Origin of the sequence: Kordia sp. (genome assembly GCF_050633145.1) — a bacterium.
Classification (GTDB): domain Bacteria; phylum Bacteroidota; class Bacteroidia; order Flavobacteriales; family Flavobacteriaceae; genus Kordia.
This window is the reverse complement of sequence record NZ_JBOEFY010000005.1, coordinates 30,825-56,565: the sequence shown is the minus strand read 5'-3', so window position 1 is coordinate 56,565 and position 25,741 is coordinate 30,825. Positions and strand designations below refer to the sequence as shown.

The following is a 25,741-nucleotide window of genomic DNA, read 5'->3' as shown; positions in this document are numbered from 1 at the left end:
GATTCCAAAAGTATGGATTCATCATCAACAACAAAAAAAACGAACTAATTAGATGAAAAAACTATTCACACTGTGCATGGTAATGCTAGGCTTTGCTTTACATGCTCAAAATCCAGCCCCCAAAATCGGAACTATTAAAGGAAAAGTAATTGACGCTACTACTAGCGAAGCAATTCCTTATGCAACAATTGTTATTAAATCGAAAGCAGACAGTAAAGTAATTACTGGAGCAATTTCAGATGACAATGGAAATTTTAAAATTGAAAAGATTCCTGCCGGAGCTTTAATCGTAGATATTCAATTTATCGGTTACGAAACAATTTCAAAAGATATTACAATTTCAAACGACAATAAAGTAGTAGAATTCGGAACTATTTCACTTGCAGAAAGTGCTACAACACTTAATGAAGTTGAAGTAGTTGCAGAACGAACTACGATTGAACAGAAAGTAGACAGGAAAGTTATTACTGTTGGAAAAGACCTGGTTACTGCCGGGCCAACAGCTTCTGACATTATGAACAACTTACCTTCTGTAAATGTAGATCAGCAAACTGGAGCTATTAGCTTGCGTGGAAACCAGAACGTACGTGTTATGGTTGACGGAAAACTTTCAAACATTCCTACTGCACAATTATTAAAGCAGTTGCCTTCAAATTCGATCAAAAAAATTGAATTAATTACAAATCCTTCTGCAAAGTACAATCCTGAAGGAATGAGTGGAATTATCAATATTGTATTGCGTAAAAATGTAAATATTGGATTTAATGGAAACGTAAATATCGGTTTAACACGTGAGCGTGAAGCTAAATTTAATAGTGCTCTTGACATGAACTATCGTAATGGAAAGTTTAATGTTTTCGGAAACTACTCAAATAATATTTCTAAAAATGCAAATGATGGAAATATCTTCCGTCCAGATGAAAATTCTGAACAAATATTTAGTTTTTTAGACAATCAAAAAACGCACTTATTTAAAGTTGGACTTGATATTTACTTAAACGAAAAGAATACCGTTTCTTTCTTTACAAATCAAAATATTTCTGATAGTAAGAATGATGGTGTTACAAATGTATTTTTCAATAATGATCCACAGTTTAATACTTTTCAAGACTTTTTAGCAAAAAATGAAAATCTTGCTTCTCAATATAACTTTAACTATAAGTATGATATTAATGATGAAGGACATAACATTGAATTGGAAGTAGATTATAATGTTTTTGATGCAACTGATAGTTTTGATTTTGTATTTTCTGGAGCAAATATATTCCCTGATTATGTTGACGATACAGAAACAGACAGAGATCGTACTACAATTAACTTAGATTATGTTCGCCCAATGCAAAACAAAGCGAAGTTAGAACTTGGAGCAGAAGCACGTTTGTTTAACTCTGGTATTGATTATAAATCTACTGGATTTTCTTTTGACGAATTAGGGAACTTCCGTAGAACACCAAGTACTGATTTTAACTACAGTAGAGATATTTACTCATTGTATGGAACATACGGAAAGCAATTTGAAAAATGGTCATACCAAGTTGGTGTTAGAGCAGAAAGTGTTCAAGTTGACGCCAATGCATTATCCAGAGAAATTGCAACTACAGATGTAACTGATATTGTTTTTGAAAACGATTACGTTGAGTTTTATCCATCTGCATTTTTCACATATACTGCATCTGAAAAAAATTCATACCAAATTAGTTATAGTCGTCGTGTAGACAGACCAGGAATTGGGCAAGTAAATCCAATTAGAGAATGGAGTACTCCGTTGATCTCTTCTTTTGGAAATATCAACTTAAAGCCACAGTTTACAAACTCTATGGAAGCAAATTACACTAGAAAACTTGGAAACAAAGGAACTATTACTGGAGGTGTTTTTTATAGACTTATTGAGGATGAAATAAACAGAGCTGTTTTTGTAGATCGTACTGACATTAACAGATTAATTTTAACACATGACAACTTTGACAATACATCTGCTTATGGAGTAGAAATTTCAAGTAATTTTAGACCAACTAGCTGGTGGAGTTTCAATACAAGTTTTGATTTCTTTTCACAAAAACAGAAAGGAATTACAGAATCATTGAATGCACCAACCGATGTAGCAACTACTGACAATATTATTCGTGAAACGCTAGAAGTTGATAACGCAGCTTGGAACTTTAGAATGTTTAACAACTTTAGAGTAACTAAAAAATTAAACTTATCTGCTTTTGGTTTCTACAGAGGTAGTGTACAAGGATTACAATTTGAAATGCAACCAATGTATTTTGTAAATATTGGAGCACGTTACTCTTTTGCACAAGGAAACGGAACGTTAAGTGTTAACTATAATGATATTTTCAACACCATGGAATTTGGTTTTGACGGCCAAAGACCTTTCCGTCAAGAAGGAGGATTTAGATGGGAAAGTAACACTGTAAACGTTAGCATTTCATACCGTTTTGGAGGTAGAAAATACAGAGCAAAATCTCGTAAGAGACGTGATAACGACGAAAAGTCTGGAAGCGGCGGATTCTTATAAAAACTACATTTAATTAGAACATATAACAAGTTAATAACTTCAATTATTATTGATGGTTAGTGTTAATTGAATGTTATTAATAAATGAAAACCTTAGTTGTGCACAACTAAGGTTTTCTGTTTTTAAAGATCATCTAACATACTCTTAATCCGTAAAGTAAGGTGTTTTAACAAAAAAACTGTTAAAATTACATCAAGGAGTAATCATATTTGAAAAAAAACAACCAATTTTGTATTCTAATTGAAGTATACTGTATTGTTATTTAGGTTAATTACTCGAATTTAGCACTCTATAAAGACACCCATTAATTACTAATAAGGTATACTAGATATTCTATCTAAGAAAAAATCCCAAGCGCGTTAGCACTTGGGATTTTATTTTCTATATAGTTTTCTTGTTATTATATTACCATTTTATAATTACACTTCCCCAAGTAAATCCACTTCCGAAAGCAGCTAATACAACCGTATCTCCTTCTTTTACTTTTCCTTCTTCCCATGCTTCTGTCAATGCAATTGGAATTGAAGCTGCAGTTGTATTTCCGTAGCGCATAATATTATTATACACTTGATGGTCTCCTAAACCAAATTTTCTTTGGATAAACTGTGCAATTCGTAAGTTTGCTTGGTGAGGAATTAACATATCAATGTCTTCTTTTTTCAAGCCATTTTGGTGTAAACCTTCCATAATAACTTCACTAAAACGAACAACTGCATTTTTAAATACAAATTGTCCATTCATGTGTGGAAAGTAGGAAGTGTCTTCTACACCATTCTCATGATCGTGAATAATATCATTTACCCAACGTGTTCCCATTCCTGGTGCTGTTAATGCAAGTTCTTCAGCGTGTTCTCCTTGCGAATGTAAATGTGTTGATAAAATTCCACGACTATTATCATCACTTCGTGTTAAAACGGCTGCTCCTGCTCCATCTCCAAAAATTACAGAAACACCTCTTCCGCGTGTTGTCATATCTAAACCATGTGAGTGCAATTCTGAACCAATTACCAAAACATTTTTATACATTCCTGTTTTAATAAATTGATCTGCAACAGAAATTGCATACACAAACCCTGAACATTGGTTGCGTACATCAAGTGCACCGACAGTTTTAATGTCTAATTCTTTTTGTACCATAACACCAGGTCCTGGAAAATAATAATCGGGACTTAAGGTAGCAAAAACGATAAAATCGATATCATCTTTATCAATTCCTGCACGTTCAATAGCTACTCTTGCAGCTTTGATTCCCATACCCGAAGTTGTATCTTCTGTACCTTTTACGGCAAATCTTCTTTCTTTAATTCCTGTACGTTCCTGTATCCATGCATCATTTGTATCCATTACTTTGGATAAATCTTCATTGGTAACCACATTATCTGGAACATAATGTCCTAATCCTATAATTTTAGATGTATACATAAATTATTGACTTTTATTTTTTAGTGTGAAAACGTCTTATAAATTACGAATTCTTAAAAATTCAGAATACAAAATTACACATTAATAATTACTTCTTAACCTTTAATCGCGTGTAGTTAAGCAAAAAAGCACATCTATGAAACATAAATGTGCTTTAAAACAACCTAACCAATAAATAAACAATTGATTAAGGAATTATTCGTTTTCGATAACAGTCTCTATCCTTAATCATTACAGAGTAAATCGAGAATATTCTAAAATCCTTACAAGAAAACTGTTATTTTTTATAAAAATTCCGAGTATTTTAAATAGTTTTATACACCTACAACCATAAATACAAGGAATAACTATGAAAAACACCTTTTTACTATTTTTACTTTTTCTTCCATTTTTTGGATTAAAAGCACAAGAAAATATTGGCTACCAACAACCGCCTGAAGAAATATTAGAACTTGCTGATGCTCCACTTGCTCCAAGAGTGAGTATGGATAACAAAGGTGAAAAATTTTATTTTGCCTATAGAAGCAACTTTAAAAGCATTGCCGAACTTTCTGAAAAAGAATTGCGTCTAGCAGGTTTACGTATCAATCCAAAAACAAATATTGGCAGCCGACAAACATATTACAATGAAATTTTAATCAGAGTTGGTCGTACCAACAAAGAAGAAGCTGTAGCAGGATTGCCTACAAAAGGACGTTTTTCTAACTTTAGTTGGTCGCCAGACGAAAATAAACTCGCACTTACCAATACTGTTGCAACTGGAGTAGAATTATGGGTAATTAATTTCAACACAAAATCTGCAAAAAAACTAACTGACGCGAATTTGAATGCCAACATTGGAGCTTCCTACATGTGGTTAAAAAACAGCAATGCATTGCTTGTAAAAAAAGTACCTTCTAAAAGAAAAGAGCTTATAAATACTACTACTTCGGTTCCTACTGGACCTACAATTTCAGTAAGTGAGCAAGGTGTAAAAGCGCAAAACAGAACCTATCAAGATTTATTGAAAAATAAGAATGACGAATTTAACTTTGAGCAATTAGCTACTTCAGAATTATACAAAGTCGATTTGAATGGTACAAACACACTTTGGATGGCGCAAAACATGTATAAAGGCATGTCATTATCACCAAATGGAGAGTTTATCATGCTGAATACAATTGAGAAACCGTTTTCATATTTAGTAACGTACTCAAGATTTCCTTTTTCTTCTATCATTTATGATTTGAACGGAAATGAAGTATACGAAGCATTAAAAGTGCCGCTCATTGAAGATTTACCAAAAGGGTTTATGTCAACACGTACAGGACGCAGAAACATTTCTTGGCGTTCAGACAAACCTGCAACTATTTATTGGGCAGAAGCATTAGATGGCGGTGATCCTGCCAAAAAAGTTTCACACAGAGATGAAGTATTTCAGCTAGAAGCGCCATTTACAGGAAACGCAACTTCTTTATTAAAAACAATAGGTCGTTTTGGCGGAATGGATTGGGGAAACAACACAACTGCTATAGCGTATGATTATTGGTGGAATACACGAAATACAAAAACATATCTTTTCAACCCATCTAATAATAAAATTGCGCCAAAAATGATTTCTGACAGAAGTTATCAAGATAAATATAGCGATCCTGGAAATTTTGTTACTTCAAAAAATGAATACAATAGAAATGTATTGAATATTGAAAAAAACAATCTGTATTTAATTGGTGACGGTTACAGCAAAAAAGGAAGAAAGCCATTTGTAGACAAATTGAATCTAAAAAACTTAAAAACAAAGCGAATTTACGAATCTGATTATGTAGGAAAAACGTTAAATATCGTTGATGCTTTAGACTTAAAGAAAGGAACTTTTCTTATTAGGTTAGAATCTAAAAATGAATACCCTAATTACTACATTCAAAATTTAAAAAAGAATAAAACGGCTGTACCATTAACGAATTTTAAAAATCCTTTTGAAAGCATTCAAAATGTAACAAAAAAAATAATTACCTATAAACGTGATGATGGATTGGATCTTTCGGGAACGTTGTACTTACCGACAAATTTTGAAGAAGGGAAAAAATATCCAATGATTCTTTGGGCATATCCTAGAGAATATAAAGACAAGAAAAATGCTAGTCAAGTAACTGCAAACGCTAATAAATTTACATATCCATATTATGGCTCGCCTATTTATTGGGTAACTAGAGGTTATGTAGTTTTAGATGATGCTTCTTTCCCAATTGTGGGCGAAGGAAACGAAGAACCAAATGATACATTTATCAAACAATTAGTCGCCAATGGAAAAGCAGCAATTGATGCGGTTGATAAGCTTGGATATATTGACAGAACTAAAGTTGCAGTTGGCGGGCATTCGTATGGTGCATTTATGACAGCAAACTTACTAACACATTCCGATTTATTTGCAGCAGGAATTGCCCGAAGTGGCGCATATAACAGAACTCTAACTCCATACGGATTTCAAAGTGAAGAACGCAATTATTGGGAAGCTCCTGAAGTGTATTACAACATGTCACCTTTTATGCATGCTGATAAAATGAAAACACCTTTGTTACTAATTCATGGTGAAGCAGACAACAATTCAGGAACCTATCCACTACAAAGTGAACGTTATTTTAATGCCTTAAAAGGTATGGGCGCGCCTGTACGTTTAGTTATGTTACCGAAAGAAAGTCATGGATATCGTTCTAAAGAATCAATCATGCACTTATTATGGGAACAAGATCGTTGGTTAGAATTGCATGTAAAAAATAAAAAGACGAAATAGATTTTTGGACAGCTTTGCTGTTAAACTCGTTTCTGCTGTAGCAGAAACTCTTAGATCACTTCGTTCATAGATAACAGGTATTAAACTCCGCTTTTGGCGGAGTTTTCTTTTTCACACTTTTTGACAGAATTTATGTCATCTTGTCACTTGTGTAAGAATGGTATTTTTTTTGGGAAGTATGTTCACAGTAAAACACGAACAATTAATAATAAACTAAAAAGATAAAAAATGGCAACAGGAAATATTAATGTATCTGTAGAAAATATTTTTCCTTTAATTAAGAAGTTCTTATACAGCGATCACGAAATCTTTTTAAGAGAACTTATTTCAAATGCAACGGATGCTACTCTAAAGTTGAAGCACTTAACAAACATTGGAGAAGTAAGTGTCGAGTACGGAAATCCAGTTATTGAAATTAAAGTAGATAAAGAAGGAAAGAAACTGCACATTATCGATCAAGGAATCGGAATGTCTGCTGAGGAAATCCAAAAATATATCAATGAAGTGGCTTTTTCTGGAGCCGAAGAATTCTTAGAAAAATATAAAGATTCTGCCAAAGATTCAGGAATTATAGGGCACTTTGGTCTTGGTTTCTATTCTGCTTTTATGGTTGCAGAAAAAGTTGAAATCATTTCTAAAAGTCATGGTGATGCAAAAGCTGCACATTGGACATGTGATGGTTCTCCAGAATACACAATGGAAGAGCATGACAAAACAGAAAGAGGAACTGAAATTATTTTACATATTGCTGAAGATTCTACCGAATTCTTAGAAGATTCAAGAATTACAGAATTGTTGGTAAAGTATAATAAGTTCATGCCGATTCCAATCAAATTTGGAACAAAAGAAGAAACATTACCACTTCCAGAAGATGCAGAAGAAGGTGCTGAAGCTGAAAAAATTACAGTTGATAATATCATCAATAATCCAAACCCAGCATGGACAAAGCAACCGTCTGAATTAGAAGAAGGTGATTATAAAAGTTTTTACCGTGAATTATATCCAGCACAATTTGAAGAACCGTTATTCAACATTCACTTAAATGTAGATTATCCGTTCAACTTAACTGGTATTTTATATTTTCCGAAGCTTGGAAACGATATGAACATGCAAAAGGATAAAATCCAATTGTATCAAAACCAAGTTTTTGTAACGGATAATGTAGAAGGAATTGTTCCTGAGTTTTTAACAATGCTTAAAGGTGTTATTGATTCTCCAGATATTCCATTAAACGTATCGCGTTCATACTTACAAGCTGATGGAAACGTGAAGAAAATTTCTTCATACATCACACGTAAAGTGGCAGATAAATTAAGCTCTTTATTCAAAAATAGCAGAGAAGATTTTGAAGCAAAATGGGACGATATTAAAATTGTGATTGAATACGGAATGCTTTCAGAAGAAAAATTCTTTGATAAAGCAGACAAGTTTGCATTGTATCCTTCTGTAGATGGAACGTATTATACGTATGAAGAGTTACACGAAAAAATTAAAGATACACAAACGGATAAAGATGATAAGACTATCATTTTATACGCTTCTAACAAAGATCAACAACACAGCTACATTCAAGCTGCAAAAGACAAAGGGTACGAAGTATTGTTACTAGATTCTCCAATTGTTTCACACTTAATTCAAAAGTTAGAAACATCGAAAGAGAAAATTTCATTTGCGCGTGTAGATGCAGATCATATTGACAATTTAATCAAGAAAGACGAAGAGCAAATTTCAAAACTTTCTGATGAAGAAAAAGAATCCTTAAAAACTACATTAACAGAAGTTGTCCCTGCTGACAAGTATACTGTTCAGTTAGAAGCAATGGATTCAAACGCTTCACCATTTATGATTACGCAGCCAGAATTTATGCGTCGTATGAAGGAAATGCAACAATCAGGCGGTGGCGGTATGTTTGGAATGGGGAATTTCCCAGAAATGTACAACTTGGTCGTAAACACAAATCACGAATTAGTTGGTCAAATTCTAAATACTAAAACAAGAAAAAAACAAGAACGTTTAATCAAACAATCTCTCGATTTAGCACGTTTATCTCAAAACTTATTGACAGGTGAAGAGTTGACACAATTCATCAAGCGTAGTTATGATATGATTAAATAGATAAAAAAAATAATCTTACCTTAAAGCCTCTTCGAAAAGAAGAGGCTTTTTTTGTAACTATTTTTGAGTAAGGTCGTCGTATTACTATTCAATCAAAAACAATAAAATAAATTAAACATGAAAAAAACATTCATCCTTAACGTATTCTTTTTAGCGCTTTTTATAGCGATTCCATCCGTGCAATATGCGCAAAATATGGAAACTCAAATTGATCAACTCATGAACGATCAATACCAAAACGATAATTTTGGTGCTACAATTTTGGTCGCTAAAGAAGGTAAAGTTGTCTTTCGAAAAGCCTATGGAAAAGCTAATACGGAATTTAATATTGACATGATTCCTGAAAATGTTTTCGAAATTGGCTCCATTACCAAACAATTTACCGCAGTTGGAATTTTAATGTTACTTGAAGAAGGAAAGCTTTCGCTAGATGATGAAATTACTAAATATATTCCCGATTATCCTACGCAAGACACAAAAATTACGATTCATCACTTATTGACACATACTTCCGGAATTAAAAGCTATACTTCAATTCCTTCGTTAAGAGAGTTTGCTAGAAAAGATCTTTTGGTTACAGAATTGATTGACGCGTTTAAAGATGAGCCAATGGATTTTAAACCTAACGAACAATTTCGCTATAACAATTCTGGTTATGTACTCTTAGGATATATTATTGAGAAAATTAGTGGAAGTTCGTATGGAGAATTTATCCAAAAGCGAATTTTTGACAAATTGAATATGAATAGTTCACATTATGGAAGCAAGTCAAAAATCATTAAAAATAGAGCGTATGGGTATCAAGAACGTGAAAACGAATATAGAAATGCAGATTATATTAGCATGACAATTCCGTATGCAGCTGGCTCTATCATGTCTACAGTAGATGATTTATTAAAGTGGAACACCGCAATTCGCAACCACAAATTAATTTCGAAAGAAAGTACTAAAAAAGCATTTACAAACTACAAAATAAATAACGGAAACAATATCAATTACGGATACGGTTGGTTTACTCACAAAATTAAGGATGTTCCTGTAATTGAACATGGTGGTGGTATTTTTGGATATACAACACAAGGAATTTATGTGCCTAGTGAAAACGCATACATTATTATTTTGACAAATTGTGATTGTGTTTCGCCAACAAATGTTGCCTATAAAATAGCAGCCATTACAATTGGAAAAACATATCTGAAAGCTTCAGACGCCATTAAACTTAGTAAAGAAAAATTGCAAAAATGGGTTGGTGCTTACAAATTTGATGATGGTTCTACCCGATTCATCACTTTGAAAGGCAAACAATTATTTAGTCAGCGCCTTGACAGTAATAGCAAGTTTAAAATTTATCCAACTTCTGAAAACAGCTTTTTCTTTGACGATAGTTTTGCTGAATTAATTTTTTCTGATGAAACAAAAAAGCAAGCTATTTTTAGAGATAATAGAGTAGAATTGGAAGGTGTTTGGAGTAATGAAAAAATGCCTGAACCTAAAAAAGAGGTTCAACTTTCGAAAGAAACATTAAAGAAATATATTGGAACGTATGAATTGGCTCCAAATTTCTTCATTGAAATTACAGTAGAAGGAAATCAAATTTTTGGACAAGCAACAAACCAATCTAAAGTAGAAATGTTCGCCGAATCGGAAGATAATTTCTTTTTAAAAGTAGTTCCTGCAACGATTACTTTTGAAATTGATGAAACTACAAAGTTGCCTATTAGTTTGACATTAAGTCAAGGAGGCGGAGAAACAAAAGGAAAAAAAATTAAATAAATCTACCGTATATACATATAAAAAACACGAATCTAACAATTGTATAGATTCGTGTTTTTTTTATGAAAAAGAATATAGGGAAATATATTTATTCTGTTAATTGATCTGATGTCACCGTCTTTGTGCAATCAGCACTCCAAGGGCATTTGGTACATTTTTTCCCATCCTTATGAGGTACACAACCATCACTTGTTGCACAACTCTTGGAAGTACATGAAATCCCTGCATATTTAAGCTGTGTTTCATTTTCAACTTTCAATAATGTTGTTGTGATTTCATCTCCGTGATATGAAGACAAATAATATGTATCCTCTATTTTTTTTAATTTTACTGAATCAATAGTGATTTGTGCGTTTTTTGTAATAGATACATTAGTTTTTACCAATTTTACAATGGCATCTTGTTCCGATTTACTTAAAGTCATTTCTTCAATTGTGAGATCATCTGAAGAACAGCTTGTTATAAACATGGTCAGTATGCATAACAAGACAAGAGTTAGTTGGTTTTTTTTCATAATTTACTAGTTTATTTAAGTCAAATATAAACAGTAAAGAAAGTAAAACCTTACGGAAATCCGCAAACAGTAAAAATTTTTGTAAGTTTTATTTTATTTAAGCAGAAAATTTTATCTCTTCAATCAATTACAAGTGAAGTACTTACTAGTGATTGACCACTTTTATGATTAAAACATTTAATTCTAAATTCAATTTTACCAAACATAAATCATCAACAGACTTGCTCTATTTCCAACTTACTCATTTCAATTGGAGCTATTTGCAATCTGAAAAATCGTTTCTTTTAGAGCCGATTTAATTTCTACGACGTGGATTTGTAGATGTATGATTATTACTTAAGACTCTTTTGGTTTCCATAGTATCTATTACTATTATAACCTCATCTTGAACAACGCGAACGTCAGTTGATACTGGTGTTATGTGTGGTTGTAGTGCAGTTTCTCTTACTCTAGATTCTTCGGAGGTAACGTCATCTGAAGTACAAGCTGTTGCAAATAAAATAAGTACACATAAAAAGCTAAATATACACTTCTTTATTTTCATGGTTGGTTTTTTAAGTTTTGTTAAAGATAAGACATAATCTATAAACCCTTACATTTTTTTATTCACAATACGTTTACACTATTAAAATGTATCAATAATATAGAGATGAAATACTTATAAATAGCTATCAATTTCTATTTTTACAAAAATATTTTTTGAAACTTCTAGAAACACATATTGTCCCTAAATCCAATTCATCTGTTCGTATTCAGGAATATGATGTAGCAAACTTTGAATGTATTGCAACAAAAAGTGCGTTAAAAAAAAGTCTAAAAAAACAATTGATTACCATTAATGGAAAAATAGCAACTACCGCAATATATGTTTCAGAAAATGATATTATTAAAATTTACGCTGAAGAAACGATTGTTAAAAAAATATTTAAGCTTGTAATTCCTGTTATTTTTGAAGATGATGATATTGCCATCATTAATAAACCTGCCGGATTTCCCACAAATGGCAACTATTTTAAAACCATAGAAAATGCTCTACCACATAATCTAAAACCTGCTACAGGAATGGATGCACTCACCTACCCTAAACCTGTTCATCGTTTGGATAATCCTACGAGTGGAATTTTAATTGTAGCAAAAACTAAAAATGCACAAAGAGATTTGTATCGTCAATTTGAGCAACAACAAATTACAAAAACCTATCAGACAATTGTAATTGGTAAAACAACTAATAAAGGCGAAATTACCTCAGCTGTAGCTGAAAAAGAAGCATTTACTAACTACAAAACCATACAAACTGTTCCTTCCTTACAGAATGAACATTTGTCACTAGTAGAATTATTTCCTACTACGGGAAGAACGCATCAATTGCGAGTTCACTTAGCAAGTATCAATCATCCAATCATTGGCGATCAATTGTACGGAAAAAAGGAAGAAAACTATAAAAAAGGCTTGTTTTTATGTGCGACTTCTATTGAATTCACACATCCAAAAACGAGAGAAAAAATATCTTTTACGATCAGTCCGCCAAATAAGTACAAAATTTTTCTTGAACGTGAAGCTAGACGATTCTTGAAGTTTCACAATTAGATTACTTGCTAGACAAAAAAAGCGAACCGAAGTCCGCTCACTTTTAAATTTTTAATGTGACTACACAAGAATTATTGACATATACAATGCGAAGCATTACATCTTGTAATCCAACTTGCAGGACAATTGTAAGTTCCGTCGGTGCAACCTATGTAAGTTCTTCCTCCTTTAGTTTGACTCTCTTGAATGTTAGAAATACATTTCTTGTTAAGCTTTAAGCTTTTTAAACTCTGTTTTTTCATAATTATAAGTTGTTGATTTACAGCTAAATATATCAAATGTTTTTTCTTAACAATTACGGTTAAACCTTACTTATTTATCAAAAAGGATCACAAACAGTATTTCATTAAAAAAGCGAACCGAAGTCCGCTAAATAATTTACAAGAATTATTACTTTTTTCGCTGTCTTGCAGGAACAACGGTTTGACTAGCTGCAACTCCATCTTCATCTTCTTCTACATCATCTTCATCATCATCTGTAATTCCTCCATACAACTTACTCACAACTGTTTTGTGAAGTGCTAAAAGTTCAAGTCCTTTCAATTTTCTTTTCTTCATAATTTAAAACTATTTAATTATTAATAATACTCTAAGTAATCAATTAGTTACACAGAAAAAAAGAAAAGCTTATGACTCTTTATAAAAGATCACAGATAGAATATCGTAAAAAAAGCGAACCTGGAAGTCCGCTTTTAAGATCTTTTATATATTCTATTAAGTTTATAATAGAATAATATATTCGGTAGCTCCTGCGCCGCCATTAATTGTTTCTACATTTGTAATTTCGAATTCTTGGAATTTGTCTAACATAATTTTCGATTTTAATTGAATACTAGTTTAGATGAAGTTACAAAAAATCTATTAGTGTACAGGAAAATCAAAGTATTGATTTCTATATGGTTCACCGCGAAGTGTAAAGTGCCACCACTCTTGTGGATAGTTTCGAAAACCATTTTGTAACATTGCTTCTTGCAATAGTTTTCTGTTGTGCAATTGTTTTTTGGTTAATTTTTGATACGCTACCCAAGAAATTTCACCAAAGAAATCGTATGAACTTCCCATGTCCAATTCTTTTTTAGTGTCTAAATCAATCAGTGTAATATCAACCGTGCTCCCACTACTATGACGCGATTTTGTTGCGATATATTCAAGTCGAAATAAATCTTTCTTAGCAACATCAGGATAATATTCTTGCTTCATTAAAGTATCACTTAAATCTCTTGCCCAACGACGAAAATGATCTACTGCGCGTTGTGGTCTGTATGAATCAAAGACTTTGATACCTAAGTTTTGTTTTTTGAGTACAGTTTGTACTTTTTGAAGCGCTAAGGTTGCAGGTAAAGACAAAATACATTTTTCCTCTTCATAACCATCAATATGCGTTCCTACAAAATTATCAGAACAAAAATAGCGCAACTCTATGGTGATATCTGGAATATAATCAGTTACATACACAAAGCCTTTAGGCAGTTGTGATGAAGACTGTATTGTAAGCGCACTTACAAGAATTAATAGTATATTTATTGATTTTAGCATAGTAATATTTCAACTGAATACAAACATACACATTTAAAGCACATGAATGATTCTAATGGACAAAGTACAAAACGTTTTTGGAAAAGCATGATCACAATTGTTGTTGTTGGAATTGTACTTGTTGCAGCAGTTTATTTTGGAAAGAAATATAAAGAGACTCAAAAAACAGCAGAAATTACGGAATTTTATAATCAGTTTTCAGATGAAAACTATATTGGGTTTGCTAAAAAACTAGAAGAATCAATTCATGCAGAAAACCCCGAAATGTTTGATAATAGTATTGATGTCGCTTCATTTTTTAATTTCTCTAAGCGTGAATTGGCTCAAAGTTACAACAAGCGAAAAGGGATAGAACTTTTACAATCGTATCTAAAAGTAGGCAGTTCTATAAGTTCGCAACTAGTGTCTACAAACGATTTTAAGTATACTAACTTTTATAAAGAAGATGGTATACCGCATATCGTATTTAGATTGTATCGTCCAGATTTTATCAATTTTATAGATTTCACACTTGGTATCAAAAAAGATAAAATCATCATAAAAGATATGTACAATTTTTATTCGGGAATTTTATTTTCTGAAATGGCATCAGATATGTATTATAAAGCTATAAACTCACAAGGAATCGATATTGCGGATATAAAAATATATCAGCCTATAAAGAACCTTTTGTTTTCGGGTAACTATGAAGAAGCCTATACGTCACTCGTTTCTATTCCAACGGCAAAAAGGAGTTCGTTTCACTATCAATTTTTATTAATCGCTGCTTCAAATTATGATGATGAAAAATTAATAGAAGTCATCACCGAAATGAAAGCGTTCAAACCTGACGATAAGCGATTACATACTTACTTAAATTTTCAAGAAAACATTGTTCATGGCGATTTAGACAAACTAAATGCAGCTATTGATGATTTAAAAAAATATGTAGGTGAAGATCCAATTTTTGATTTATACAGAGGTATTCTGTTTAATCTTCAGTCAGATTATGAAAAATCAGAACCATTTTTTGATCGTTTAGTGACAGAAATTCCAAATTTTTATGGTGGTTATTATTATAAACTCTATAGTTTATTGTTACAAGATAAAACGAGTGAAGCGTTAACTTTAATAGCCAAAATGAAAGAACACTTTTCAATCAATGAAGAAGAGCTTACACTTGAACTTCAAGAGGAATACAAAGAATTCACAAACTCCGAAGCTTATAAAAACATTTTCAAAGATGCAGAATAAACAAGGGTTTCCTTTGCATTTACCAGACGCAGACATTTGTTATTATCCAAATTTTATAGCAAGCAAAGAAGCTACACACATTTTTGAAGCATTACTGCAAGAAACTCCTTGGCAACAAGATGACATTAAGGTTTTTGGAAAAGTATACGCGCAACCGCGTTTGACAGCTTTGTACGGAATCAATCAAAAAACATATAGTTATTCTAACATAGAAATGACGCCGCATGCATTGACGCCAACTTTATTAGATTTAAAACAAAAAGTAGATCAAACTTGCGAAACAAATTTTACAACCATGCTTCTCAATTACTATAGAGATGGAAAAGACAGTAATGGTTGGCATGCTGATAACGAAAAAGAATTAGGAACAAATCCGATCATAGCTTCTTTAAGTTTTGGTCAAGCTCGTTTTTTTCATCTCAAACATCGTACAGACAAAACCTTAAAACACAAATTAGTATTAGAACACGGAAGCTTACTAGTAATGAAAGGTGAAACACAGCACAAATGGCTGCATCAAATTCCGAAAACGGCAAAACCAATTCGAGGTCGTATCAATATTACATTTCGCATTATTGCATGAAAAAGCATCCCGAAGGATGCTCTTTTCTTTAACTAACCAACCAAAATGTAACAAGCTCTATTTAGAAAGTAACCAGCTCTGCTAAATGTCATTGCCTTGCTACACTTTTACATATACAAATGGTGTGCCAAACTCGTTTTTCTCACAAAAACTCTTATTATTATTGACTTTAACAACCATTTTCATAATGATTGTTAAAAATATATTTTTAAAGTTCTTGTAAAGTTAAAATTTAATTTCATATATTTATGATATCATTTTAATATCAATCTAAAATATCTACATATGAAAGAAGAGAAAATTATTGTGCCTGCGAATGGGTATTTAATGTTATTTATATTTTTAGCAGCGTTCTTTGGAACAATTGCAGTAGCAGTTTTTACTAAAAACCCTGAATTTTTGCCAATCCTAGTTCCAGTATTATTTATTGCGCCAGGTTTTATAATGGTAAATCCAAACAACTCTCGCGTATTATTATTATTTGGAAAGTATGTTGGAACGGTAAAACAGAACGGTTTTTATTGGGTAAATCCTTTTTATACAAAAAAGAAAGTTTCGTTACGTGCAAGTAACTTTGATAGTGAACGCTTAAAAGTAAATGACAAGCTAGGTAACCCAATCATGATTAGTACTATTTTAGTTTGGAAAGTAAACAATACATACAAAGCAGCTTTTGATGTAGATAATTACGAACATTTTGTGCGTGTACAAACAGATGCAGCCGTTCGTAAATTGGCAAGTATGTATCCATACGATAATTTTGCTGATGAAGGTCACGATGAAGATATTACGTTACGTTCTAGTGTAAACGAAGTAAGTGAAGCGTTAGAAAAAGAATTGGAAGAACGTTTGGCTATTGCAGGAATTGAAGTATTAGAAGCACGTATTGGATATTTAGCGTATGCGCAAGAAATTGCAAGTGCCATGTTAAAAAGACAACAAGCAACTGCCATTGTAGCTGCAAGACATAAAATTGTAGAAGGTGCCGTAAGTATGGTAGAAATGGCTATTGACGAATTGAACAAAAAAGAATTACTAATGCTTGATGAAGATAAAAAAGCCGCTATGGTAAGTAATTTATTGGTAATTTTATGTGGCGACAAAGAAGCTGCCCCAGTAGTAAACACAGGTACTTTACATCAATAATTATGAACAATAAACAAATTACGGCCATTGGGCTTGGCACTGCCTTAGGAACAAGTATAGGAACTTCTGTCGGTACCGTTATTGGCGATGTTGCTATGGGAACTCTAGCTGGCTCCATTATTGGAACTATTATTGGTGTTGTTTTAAGCTTCGTAGTTTTTGACGAGGATAAGGAACAAAAATAACCTCATTAATTTTGAATAGACGATGAAAGAATATAAAGTATTAAAACCAAACTTAGGTTGGCGAGACAGAAGCATAAAATTAGAAGAGATTCTAAACAATCATGCAAAACAAGGTTGGGTTTTGCATACAGTAACAAAACATGAAGGCTTTATACAAGTCATTTTTGAACGTAATAAAAACAGATAATTATGTACGCAAATAGACCCAGAATAAAAGTGGCTTTAGAGCCTATGGACATGATCTTAGAATCAGTTACAGCAGCATTGCTTGTCATTTTATGGGTCTATACACTAATATCGTATACATCTTTACCTGAAATTGTGCCAACTCATGTAAATCTTACTGGAGAAGTTGATGGTACAGGAAACAAAACAACAATATGGTTCTTATTGGGAATTTCGACACTTATTACCATTGGAATGTATGTTTTAACGAAGTTTCCGCACATTCACAATTATATGGTAAAAATCACAGAAGATAATGCTGCACACAACTATCAATTGAGCAGCCGTATGTTGCGTATTGTTAATTTTTTAACCTTACTTTTGCTAGCGTATGTATGTTATTCCATCATACAACAAGCACAAGGAAATGACTTTTTCTTGAAGTCAGCGCTCATGTATATTATCATTGCATATTCCGTAATGATGCCAATTGTTTTAATTGTATTTATGTTGAAAAATCAAAAAGCTCCAAAGTCAAAATAATAATTATGGCAAAAAAGAAAGCCTTTGCATTACGAATCAATGAAGAGATGCTGAAAGCTATTGAAAAATGGGCTGCAGACGAATTTCGCAGTACCAATGGACAAATAGAATGGATGCTGATGCAGAGTTTAAAAAATGCAAAAAGAGAACCTAAAAAGAAAACAGACGATACAGCAGAAAACTAATGTTTTTAACTGAATTATTGTTTACTATGTATAAAAAAGGCTATCAAATTTGANNTTTTTTAGTTTTTATCCGCTAACAACAAGACAACCTTCTTCTCCTGTTTCATTACACTTATTTTTCAGGTTTGTTACAGGCAAAGTTTCCGTACATGTTTTATCTATTTCTGTTGTACATTCACCATTTTTCGAATATACATCAACACCAGGTCCTCGACCTTTAATAAAATCTGTGTTCAATTTTGCTACTTTGCTTTTTTTTAATCGAAGTTCTTTTATATTTTTTTTCATCTTTTATGGATTATTAAACTATTTACAACTCAAAGCTACATATTCAAAACTTGAAATGAACCCAGAAAAACAGGGTGTTTATAACGTTTCCGTGAATTGTTAGTCCTTTTGTTGGTCTTCCTTAACTTTTTTGATAAAATAACCAGGTTTTAATCCTGTTCTCTTTTGAAAAACTCTATAAAAAGCTTGTGGATTTGAAAACCCGCCTTCTGTAGCAATGGCAGTAATAGTATACTTTTGATACACAGGATCATGCTGAATACGGTCTACTAAATAATCTATTCGTAAATCATTTATATATGTTGTAAAGTTTTTTCCCTTGTGAGAATTAATGATTTTTGATAAGTATTTTGAATTGGTATTGACAATTTTTGCGACATCTTTTAATGAAAGCTGATTTGTGAGGTATAGATGTTCTACTTCAAACGCATCTAACTGTTGTAAAACTTCTTTAACGACATCTTCATCAATATCTACTGCTACTTTTACTGTTTTAATATTTTGTACTTTAATTTCTTCTTCTATACGTGCATTCGATTTATTTACAATGGCTTCGTATAGCTTTTTATATTTTTTATATTTTCTTTTCGATTGATAATAATACAGCAATCCGCCCAACAATAAAGAACTAATAAGTATGGCAATCTCAATAGTCCAATCTCTTTCATCAATAGCGGCATCTTTTTCTTTTTTTAATAATGCTATTAAATGTTCTTTGTCCGCTACTAATTTTAAATTATCATATTCTTTGGTAATTGTATAAGATAAATTTTTATAGTCAGCATGAATAATACTATCAAACTTTAAGAGTTGATTCGTGTAGTATAATTGCAATTCTAAATCCTTTTTAGACTTGCTATCTTTAATCAAATATTCATACGTAGTACGTAAAGGTGGTAATAAATTGTTAGTTTTATTAAATATGGAGTCTATCTTTTTAAAGTAATAGATTGCTTTTTCTTTTTTATTTATAGCAGCATAACTTTTAGCTAAATAAAAATCAGAAACAACTCTATCTCGTGCAGATACATATGGAGTTCCATTCTCTATACTATCTATCGAAGCTTGATACTGTCCTTTTATATTCAAATTAATTCCTTCATTAATAACAAAAAGATAGGCTAATTCCTTTTCATTATTATCTGAAGCAATTTGTATTCCTTGGGTATTAATCGCTGTACATTTTTCTACTTGACCCGATTCATAATAAATAGAAGACAATTGAAACAACGCATACAAATAATTAGAAGTGTCTATTGGCTCTTGATTTTTTATATGAACAATATATTCTTTAAATAATACTTCTGCTTCTTCATAATTTCCTAAAACTCGTTTTAAAAAACCTATATTAAATTTCACATAATATTCATAGGTAGAATTTTTAGTCAACTGTATTTGAGATTCTGCCAATAAATACTGATCTAAAGCCTTGTTATAATGTCTTTTTTCATACAAAACACTTCCTTTAGCTATATAAATTAGTGTAGGGAAATCAGGATTATCCTTTATATGCTTTGTATAAAAAACGGCGCTATCTAAATAGGTATTTCTAATTTCAAAGCCAGGTGCTTTTATACCTAACATATAATAGCCACGACCTATCAATAAGTTACTTTTACGCTTCTTGGCTTTTTTTAGATAGACTTCAACATCTATTTTAAATTCCTCAAAACTCACGCTTTTTTGATACACTTTCTGATTCAGAATTTCAATTTCATCCAATAAAGTAGTTTCCTTTTGTCCATAAGAAATCATTACAACAAAAAACAGGCAAAAACATGTGATTATTTTTTTCATTCGATCTAACACCTTTCCAACAAATATAACCGAATTGCTTCTTCAACTTCTGCTCTTTTTGACGAAAGTTTCTAATAATTCACTGAATTCGTATCACAATTCAAGGAAACAGGATAGGCTTCAATTGACTTGAGTTCCTTTTATCTATTGCTTTGTTACTGAAACTATTAAATAACATTTACACAAAACATTTAGATTATGAAGAAAAAAGAATTGAACAACAAATTGAAGTTTAATAAAGTTGAAATTGCTAAGTTGGAACAAAGGAATATTCTAGGTGGAGATGGTCGTACTAGAGAATATACATGCGCCACAATTATTTATAAATGCTCAGCGGTATATTGTTATACACTTGCATGTCCATATAGTGACGAATGTCCGATAGACAAAACAACTCTTAGCGATTAAAAAACAAGTTCAACTATATTTTATGGATTATAATATTTTGAGCTTTTTAAGCGAACTTCGGTTCGCTTTTTTCTTTTCATAAGATAGATAATACTTCACAGCAAACACCAGACTAATCATTGGGTGTTTGCTGTGTTTTCTTTTCTGTATAAAAACATTGTAGGTTTACTATAGAATTATAGCTTCGTTTTTATACACGCTGTATTAACAACGCTTTGGGCCAGTATAACAATAACAAGTTGGATATGTTGCACATTGCATTTCCCAAGTCCAATATCCACCTTTAATCTTACTTGCCGCTTCTGCGTTTAACTCACTTACTTTTTCCTTTTTCAAGTTCAACTTGATTTCTTTGTTTTTTTTCATAATTAACTAATTTTTTATTTGATTAAACTTCTTATAAGATACAAAAGATGAAAGATTTTACTTAAATTTAAACATTAATAATCAGATAGTTAAACCGTAAAAATCTTTCTATCCTACTTTATGAAAATTATTCACAGTTTATGGTCAAAACCTATGCGTACGCCAGATGGAACTCTTGGTGAAACTGGTTGGCGACATGTACAATACTTTTATATGAGTTGGGCTTTGAGTTGTTTGACTTTTAAAGAAGTATATAAGAATATTACACTAGTAACGGATACTTTTGGATACGACTTATTAATCAACAAATTGCAACTTCCATATACAAATGTAGAAGTCATTTTAGACGAATTGAATCACTATCCCAAGGAATTTTGGGCAATTGGAAAGCTTAAAGCTTATGAAATACAGCAAGAACCATTTATACATGTTGATGGTGACGTATATGTATGGAATCGATTTGGAGAAATTATTGAAAAAGCGGCCTTAGTATCACAACAAAGAGATGTAGATTTTGGACATTATTCACATGCTATGAAAGAAGCATTAGGTGAAAATTATCATTTTCCCGAAATCATGTTAAAACAATTTCAAAACGGTCAAACAATGGTTTCTAGTAATGCTGGAATTATAGGTGGCAACGACTTAGATTTTATTAAAGAATATTGCAAACTATCTTTTGATATTATTGATCGAAACAAGAATAAAACAAAAATTCACGGAACGTCCTATGCTTTATTGTATGAACAATATTTGTTTCATTGTTTAGCCCAAGAAAAAGGAATTACAATCGAATATTACTTAGAAAACAAACCTGACAAATCAGAAGAAAGTCACACCTTTTTCAACAAATACACACAACAAAAGAAGTTTGTACACTTGTTATCAATGCGTAAAAAAGAAATGGAATATTGTTACGATTTGCGCGATCAACTCAAAACAAATTTTCCTAAGTATTACGATATCATTCAAACATATATAAAAACTCAATCGTAGCTTTATGAATAATTTACACCATATTTTTCATAAAACGATCACTATTGCAACTGTATTTGGTTACGATTTAATGCATCATTTTTCATGCAAAGAAAATAGCGCTCAAGCAGAAATTAATCAAGCTTTCTTTGAATATACACTACAACAGTTTCAATCGAGTGAACAACTAGAAATGATGCAACAGATTTTAGAAGTTGAACAAGAAAAATTTTCACTCCGAAATACTCATTCAGCACAAATTGAAACAAAACTGCTTTCCGAATACGCTACTTTTAATCATGATCGAGAAAACCTCCTACACCTTTCTTTAGAAGGTTTAAAAAATGTCACTTTACAACAAAGCTCGTATGTAACTTGTTATGCTACCGATTGGAAATTTGTTTTTATAAACGAAACTGATAATACCGAATTGCTTGATAAAATTCAAGAATTTCCAAAAGATGAATATTACTTTGTTTTTCAACAAACAGATGTGTTTGATGATGTACTGCAAACAAACGTGCTAGAATTTCATTTGACAAAGTATGAATATTACGTATTGCAACTTTTTCAAGAAACGACATCCGTAAAAGAAGTCTTAAATGATTTTTTTGAAGTTTTTGAGATTGAATCTGAAGCACAAATGCATTCATTACTCAAGGAAGCAACCCGAATTATTAAGTTTCTTATCTACAGAAAGTTTATTGTTCGAAGCAATATTTTGAGGTAATTCATAAATCTTAACACTAATTAACACTATAATCTGTTACGTTTTCAAAAAAAACATACTAATTGCAGCATTGAATGTAAACAGAAAAAAATTATGCTTAAAAAAAATTTAGGAATTCTTGCGGTTTCGCTTATTACGTTAGCAAGCTGTAATTCAGGAAAAGTTGGAATCAATGCCAATAAAGATGTTGTCACAACAATCGACTTAGTAAACGTTGTAGATGATAAAGTACAAGTAGAAGTCAATCCTGGAAAGTTTCAAACCGAAACTGCCACATTCAACATTCCTAAAACCGTTCCTGGAACGTATAGCGATGATAATTACGGACAATATATAGATGGCTTTAAAGCATACGATTATAAAGGAAATGAAGTTGCTGCAACTCGAATTGATCAAAACTCATGGTTAATTCCAAATGCAAAGAAAGTAGATAAAGTTTCGTATTGGGTAAACGATACGTATGATATAGAAAACGGAGACAAATCGGTGGTATTTTCACCTGCCGGATCAAATATTTTGAAGGATAAAAATTTCGTTTTAAATCTACATGCGTTCGTGGGTTATTTCAGCGGAAGCGAACAATATCCATATCAAATTAAAGTAAACTACCCAAAAAACCTAGAAGGTGTTACATCACTTCCAAAAGTAGTTTCTGAAAAAGAAACATTTAATGTAGATACTTTTGGTGCAAGACGTTATGCAGAAGTAACCGACAATCCAATTATGTATTCTGAGCCAGATACGGCAAGTTTTCAAGTAAATGACATGAATATTACGCTTAGTGTATATTCGCCAACAGGTGTATATTCTGCGGAAAGCTTAAAAGGGAATATTGAAACAATGATTAAAGCGCAAAAAGAGTTTTTAGGTAAAGTAGATGATACAAAGCAATATACTATTTTATTATACTTATCTACACTTTCTGAAACAGATGCTGGTGGTTTTGGCGCCTTAGAGCACAATACCTCAACGGTTGTTGTATTGCCTGAGCAAATGCCAAAAGCTGCTATTGAAGGTGCATTGAAAGATGTAGTTTCGCATGAATTTTTTCATATTGTAACGCCATTGAGAGTACACTCTGAAGAGATTCATTATTTCGATTATAACAACCCAAAAATGTCGCAACACTTATGGATGTATGAAGGTGTAACTGAATATTTTGCCAATTTATTCCAGATTAATCAAGGGTTAATTGACGAAGAAGCTTTTTACAAGAGAATCAACGACAAAATTACAAACTCGCGTTCACGCTATAACGATGCCTTGTCTTTTACTGAAATGAGTGCTAATATTCTTTCGGATGAATATAAAGACGAATATGCAAATGTGTATGAGAAAGGAACTTTAATTGCCATGGTAATCGATTTAACGCTTCGTGCGGAAAGTAATGGAGAAACTGGAATTTTAGATTTGATGCAGAAGCTATCTACTACGTATGGAAGTGAAAAACCATTTAAAGATGACGAACTTTTTAATAAAATTATTGAATTCACAACTCCTGAATTGAGAAGTGTAATTGATACATATATTGTTGGAAACACACCAATTCCCTACAATGACTTTTTAGAAAAAGTAGGTTTAGAATTGGGAGAAACTGAAGTAGAAACAGGGTATTTCTTAAACGGACAAGTTCCATACATTGGCGCAGACGAAAGCACACAAGAAGTATTTATTCTTCCAGAGGGAACCTTGAATTCATTCTTGACCAATTTAGGAGTACAAAATGGAGATGTTATTGATGAAATTAATGGTGTAAAATACACACTTAAAAATGTATATGATTTAATTGGCGCTTCAAGAACTTGGAAAGTTGGTGATGCAATTACAATGACCGTAAAACGTAACGGAGAAGCAAAAACACTTGCTGGAAACATTACAAAACCAACTACAAAAGGTACTGGAATTACAGTAAAAGATTTACCAGAAAACAGCAAAGAAGTACAATTGCGAAAAGCGTGGCTTAAGAACTAGGTTTTTGGGTGTTGGGTTTTAGGTCTTAGTTATTTACGTTACATATTAAATTATAACTTAAACTGTTAAACCTATAAACTTTTAAACTTTATTGGGTCTTAAAAAATATCATTTAGCACATAAAATTCTAAAACGTCATTGCGAGATTTGTAAAATCGCGGCAATCTGCTTGTAAAAAAACAGATTGCTTCGTCATTCTTCCTCGCAATGACGTTTTTAGTTTCTCAAGAATAATTTTAAAATTCAACATTTATAATTTCCAAACGTCAGTTCGAGTGATTTTCTGTCATATTGAGCGCAGTCGAAATAGACAGAAAATTGTATCGAGAACAGCTATGAAATAGAATCATTTCAAAGTACTTCTCGATACAACGAAACACAGATTCGCCACTCGAACTGACGTTTTGATATTAAAGAAAAAAGACTTTTCGATTTAAAATTCAATATTTAACATTTATAATTTCAATTTTTGGTATTTTGCAACATAAACCATCCAACTATGTTCAAAAAAGCCATTGCTTTACTCCTATTATTCAGTACGTTTTCTGTGTTTTCACAGCAACTCAAATTAGAACGTGTTGAAAGTAATGAAACAACTTTCAATACAAAAGTTACTGTCGATCATATTACATTCACTGGATTTGAACTCAAAATAAAAGCAAACGATTCATTAGTTACCTTAGAAAACATTGTCAATATCAATACTAAGTTTATTGAAAAAGGTGATTTTAAATTTAACGTAGAAAATTCGGTTGCAACCATTTCATATAAAGGAATCGACGCGATAACCGTTGGAAAAAAATCAATTACATTATTTGAACTCAAAACAACTCCGAAAAGTGGATTTCAACGTGTTGTATATGAAGTTATAGAAGCGTCAACTACAAATTATGACAGCATTCATATATTCGATGTAACAGAACCAAAA

Annotated in this window: 25 protein-coding genes; 16 read left to right on the top strand and 9 right to left on the bottom strand. The window is 31.8% G+C overall.

The annotated features are described in order from the left end of the window. Positions 1-52 precede the first annotated feature (52 nt). Complete coding sequence (locus ACRBBL_RS04085) at positions 53-2,521, top strand: outer membrane beta-barrel protein (RefSeq protein ID WP_431367745.1); 2,469 nt, start codon at positions 53-55, stop codon at positions 2,519-2,521. A 405-nt stretch (positions 2,522-2,926) separates the two neighbouring features. On the opposite strand, the gene ACRBBL_RS04080 is transcribed toward ACRBBL_RS04085, so the two are convergent. Then, complete coding sequence (locus ACRBBL_RS04080) at positions 2,927-3,943, bottom strand: 3-oxoacyl-ACP synthase III family protein (protein ID WP_431367744.1); 1,017 nt, start codon at positions 3,941-3,943, stop codon at positions 2,927-2,929. Positions 3,944-4,292: 349 nt separating this feature from the next. On the opposite strand from ACRBBL_RS04080, the gene ACRBBL_RS04075 reads away from it, so the two are divergent. The 3 genes from ACRBBL_RS04075 to ACRBBL_RS04065 all read left to right on the top strand — a co-directional run bounded on the left by ACRBBL_RS04075 (position 4,293) and on the right by ACRBBL_RS04065 (position 10,601). Then, positions 4,293-6,713, top strand: a complete 2,421-nt coding sequence (locus ACRBBL_RS04075) for a prolyl oligopeptidase family serine peptidase (RefSeq protein WP_431367743.1) — start codon at positions 4,293-4,295, stop codon at positions 6,711-6,713. Between the two features lie 228 nt (positions 6,714-6,941). Further along, positions 6,942-8,828, top strand: coding sequence for a molecular chaperone HtpG (gene htpG, locus ACRBBL_RS04070; protein ID WP_431367742.1), 1,887 nt, complete (start codon positions 6,942-6,944; stop codon positions 8,826-8,828). Between the two features lie 117 nt (positions 8,829-8,945). Beyond that, entirely contained in the window at positions 8,946-10,601 is a 1,656-nt protein-coding gene (locus ACRBBL_RS04065) for a serine hydrolase (protein ID WP_431367741.1), read from the top strand. 88 nt (positions 10,602-10,689) lie between these two features. Here the strand turns inward: ACRBBL_RS04065 and ACRBBL_RS04060 are convergent, their stop codons facing one another. Beyond that, entirely contained in the window at positions 10,690-11,115 is a 426-nt protein-coding gene (locus ACRBBL_RS04060) for a hypothetical protein (protein ID WP_431367740.1), read from the bottom strand. A 295-nt stretch (positions 11,116-11,410) separates the two neighbouring features. Beyond that, entirely contained in the window at positions 11,411-11,659 is a 249-nt protein-coding gene (locus ACRBBL_RS04055) for a hypothetical protein (RefSeq protein ID WP_431367739.1), read from the bottom strand. Positions 11,660-11,814: 155 nt separating this feature from the next. Between ACRBBL_RS04055 and ACRBBL_RS04050 the strand changes: the two genes are divergently transcribed. After that, positions 11,815-12,702: an RluA family pseudouridine synthase gene (locus ACRBBL_RS04050; RefSeq protein ID WP_431367738.1), complete on the top strand. Its 888-nt coding sequence runs from the start codon at positions 11,815-11,817 to the stop codon at positions 12,700-12,702. Between the two features lie 71 nt (positions 12,703-12,773). On the opposite strand, the gene ACRBBL_RS04045 is transcribed toward ACRBBL_RS04050, so the two are convergent. The 3 genes from ACRBBL_RS04045 to ACRBBL_RS04035 form a co-directional block, all read right to left on the bottom strand. Next, on the bottom strand, positions 12,774-12,944 hold the full coding sequence (locus ACRBBL_RS04045; RefSeq protein ID WP_431367737.1) for a hypothetical protein: 171 nt from the start codon (positions 12,942-12,944) through the stop codon (positions 12,774-12,776). 148 nt (positions 12,945-13,092) lie between these two features. Further along, on the bottom strand, positions 13,093-13,260 hold the full coding sequence (locus ACRBBL_RS04040; RefSeq protein WP_431367736.1) for a hypothetical protein: 168 nt from the start codon (positions 13,258-13,260) through the stop codon (positions 13,093-13,095). A 303-nt stretch (positions 13,261-13,563) separates the two neighbouring features. Next, the gene (locus ACRBBL_RS04035) at positions 13,564-14,238 is read right to left on the bottom strand and encodes a M15 family metallopeptidase (protein ID WP_431367735.1); all 675 of its coding nucleotides are present in this window, start codon (positions 14,236-14,238) and stop codon (positions 13,564-13,566) included. A gap of 42 nt (positions 14,239-14,280) precedes the next feature. Between ACRBBL_RS04035 and ACRBBL_RS04030 the strand changes: the two genes are divergently transcribed. The 7 genes from ACRBBL_RS04030 to ACRBBL_RS04000 all read left to right on the top strand — a co-directional run bounded on the left by ACRBBL_RS04030 (position 14,281) and on the right by ACRBBL_RS04000 (position 18,278). Next, on the top strand, positions 14,281-15,471 hold the full coding sequence (locus ACRBBL_RS04030; protein ID WP_431367734.1) for a hypothetical protein: 1,191 nt from the start codon (positions 14,281-14,283) through the stop codon (positions 15,469-15,471). After that, positions 15,461-16,054: an alpha-ketoglutarate-dependent dioxygenase AlkB family protein gene (locus ACRBBL_RS04025; protein WP_431367733.1), complete on the top strand. Its 594-nt coding sequence runs from the start codon at positions 15,461-15,463 to the stop codon at positions 16,052-16,054. The genes ACRBBL_RS04030 and ACRBBL_RS04025 overlap by 11 nt, the downstream gene beginning before the upstream one ends. A 285-nt stretch (positions 16,055-16,339) precedes the next feature. Further along, positions 16,340-17,200 (top strand): SPFH domain-containing protein, encoded by an 861-nt coding sequence (locus ACRBBL_RS04020; RefSeq protein ID WP_431367732.1) that lies wholly within the window; start codon positions 16,340-16,342, stop codon positions 17,198-17,200. A gap of 2 nt (positions 17,201-17,202) precedes the next feature. After that, positions 17,203-17,385 carry a hypothetical protein gene (locus tag ACRBBL_RS04015; RefSeq protein WP_431367731.1) on the top strand — a complete coding sequence of 61 codons (183 nt, stop codon included), beginning with the start codon at positions 17,203-17,205 and terminating at the stop codon, positions 17,383-17,385. 22 nt (positions 17,386-17,407) lie between these two features. Beyond that, positions 17,408-17,572: a DUF4177 domain-containing protein gene (locus tag ACRBBL_RS04010; RefSeq protein ID WP_431367730.1), complete on the top strand. Its 165-nt coding sequence runs from the start codon at positions 17,408-17,410 to the stop codon at positions 17,570-17,572. 2 nt (positions 17,573-17,574) lie between these two features. Beyond that, the gene (locus ACRBBL_RS04005; protein WP_431367729.1) at positions 17,575-18,093 is read left to right on the top strand and encodes a DUF1648 domain-containing protein; all 519 of its coding nucleotides are present in this window, start codon (positions 17,575-17,577) and stop codon (positions 18,091-18,093) included. A gap of 5 nt (positions 18,094-18,098) precedes the next feature. Further along, positions 18,099-18,278 (top strand): Arc family DNA-binding protein, encoded by a 180-nt coding sequence (locus ACRBBL_RS04000; protein WP_431367728.1) that lies wholly within the window; start codon positions 18,099-18,101, stop codon positions 18,276-18,278. 66 nt (positions 18,279-18,344) lie between these two features. On the opposite strand, the gene ACRBBL_RS03995 is transcribed toward ACRBBL_RS04000, so the two are convergent. Together ACRBBL_RS03995 and ACRBBL_RS03990 are read right to left on the bottom strand one after the other, a co-directional pair. After that, positions 18,345-18,566: a hypothetical protein gene (locus tag ACRBBL_RS03995; RefSeq protein WP_431367727.1), complete on the bottom strand. Its 222-nt coding sequence runs from the start codon at positions 18,564-18,566 to the stop codon at positions 18,345-18,347. A 99-nt stretch (positions 18,567-18,665) separates the two neighbouring features. After that, a complete protein-coding gene (locus tag ACRBBL_RS03990; protein WP_431367726.1) occupies positions 18,666-20,363 on the bottom strand; it encodes a helix-turn-helix domain-containing protein in 1,698 nt (565 codons plus the stop codon). Positions 20,364-20,561: 198 nt separating this feature from the next. Here ACRBBL_RS03990 and ACRBBL_RS03985 point away from each other — a divergent pair, with 198 nt between their 5' ends. Next, positions 20,562-20,771: a hypothetical protein gene (locus ACRBBL_RS03985; RefSeq protein ID WP_431367725.1), complete on the top strand. Its 210-nt coding sequence runs from the start codon at positions 20,562-20,564 to the stop codon at positions 20,769-20,771. A gap of 204 nt (positions 20,772-20,975) precedes the next feature. Here the strand turns inward: ACRBBL_RS03985 and ACRBBL_RS03980 are convergent, their stop codons facing one another. Further along, entirely contained in the window at positions 20,976-21,137 is a 162-nt protein-coding gene (locus tag ACRBBL_RS03980) for a class I lanthipeptide (protein WP_431367724.1), read from the bottom strand. A 120-nt stretch (positions 21,138-21,257) separates the two neighbouring features. Here ACRBBL_RS03980 and ACRBBL_RS03975 point away from each other — a divergent pair, with 120 nt between their 5' ends. From ACRBBL_RS03975 to ACRBBL_RS03965, 3 genes are all read left to right on the top strand, one after another. Continuing rightward, entirely contained in the window at positions 21,258-22,133 is an 876-nt protein-coding gene (locus tag ACRBBL_RS03975; RefSeq protein WP_431367723.1) for a DUF6734 family protein, read from the top strand. 4 nt (positions 22,134-22,137) lie between these two features. Beyond that, on the top strand, positions 22,138-22,842 hold the full coding sequence (locus ACRBBL_RS03970; RefSeq protein ID WP_431367722.1) for a hypothetical protein: 705 nt from the start codon (positions 22,138-22,140) through the stop codon (positions 22,840-22,842). Positions 22,843-22,935: 93 nt separating this feature from the next. Beyond that, positions 22,936-24,813, top strand: a complete 1,878-nt coding sequence (locus tag ACRBBL_RS03965) for a peptidase M61 (protein ID WP_431367721.1) — start codon at positions 22,936-22,938, stop codon at positions 24,811-24,813. Positions 24,814-25,741 lie beyond the last annotated feature (928 nt).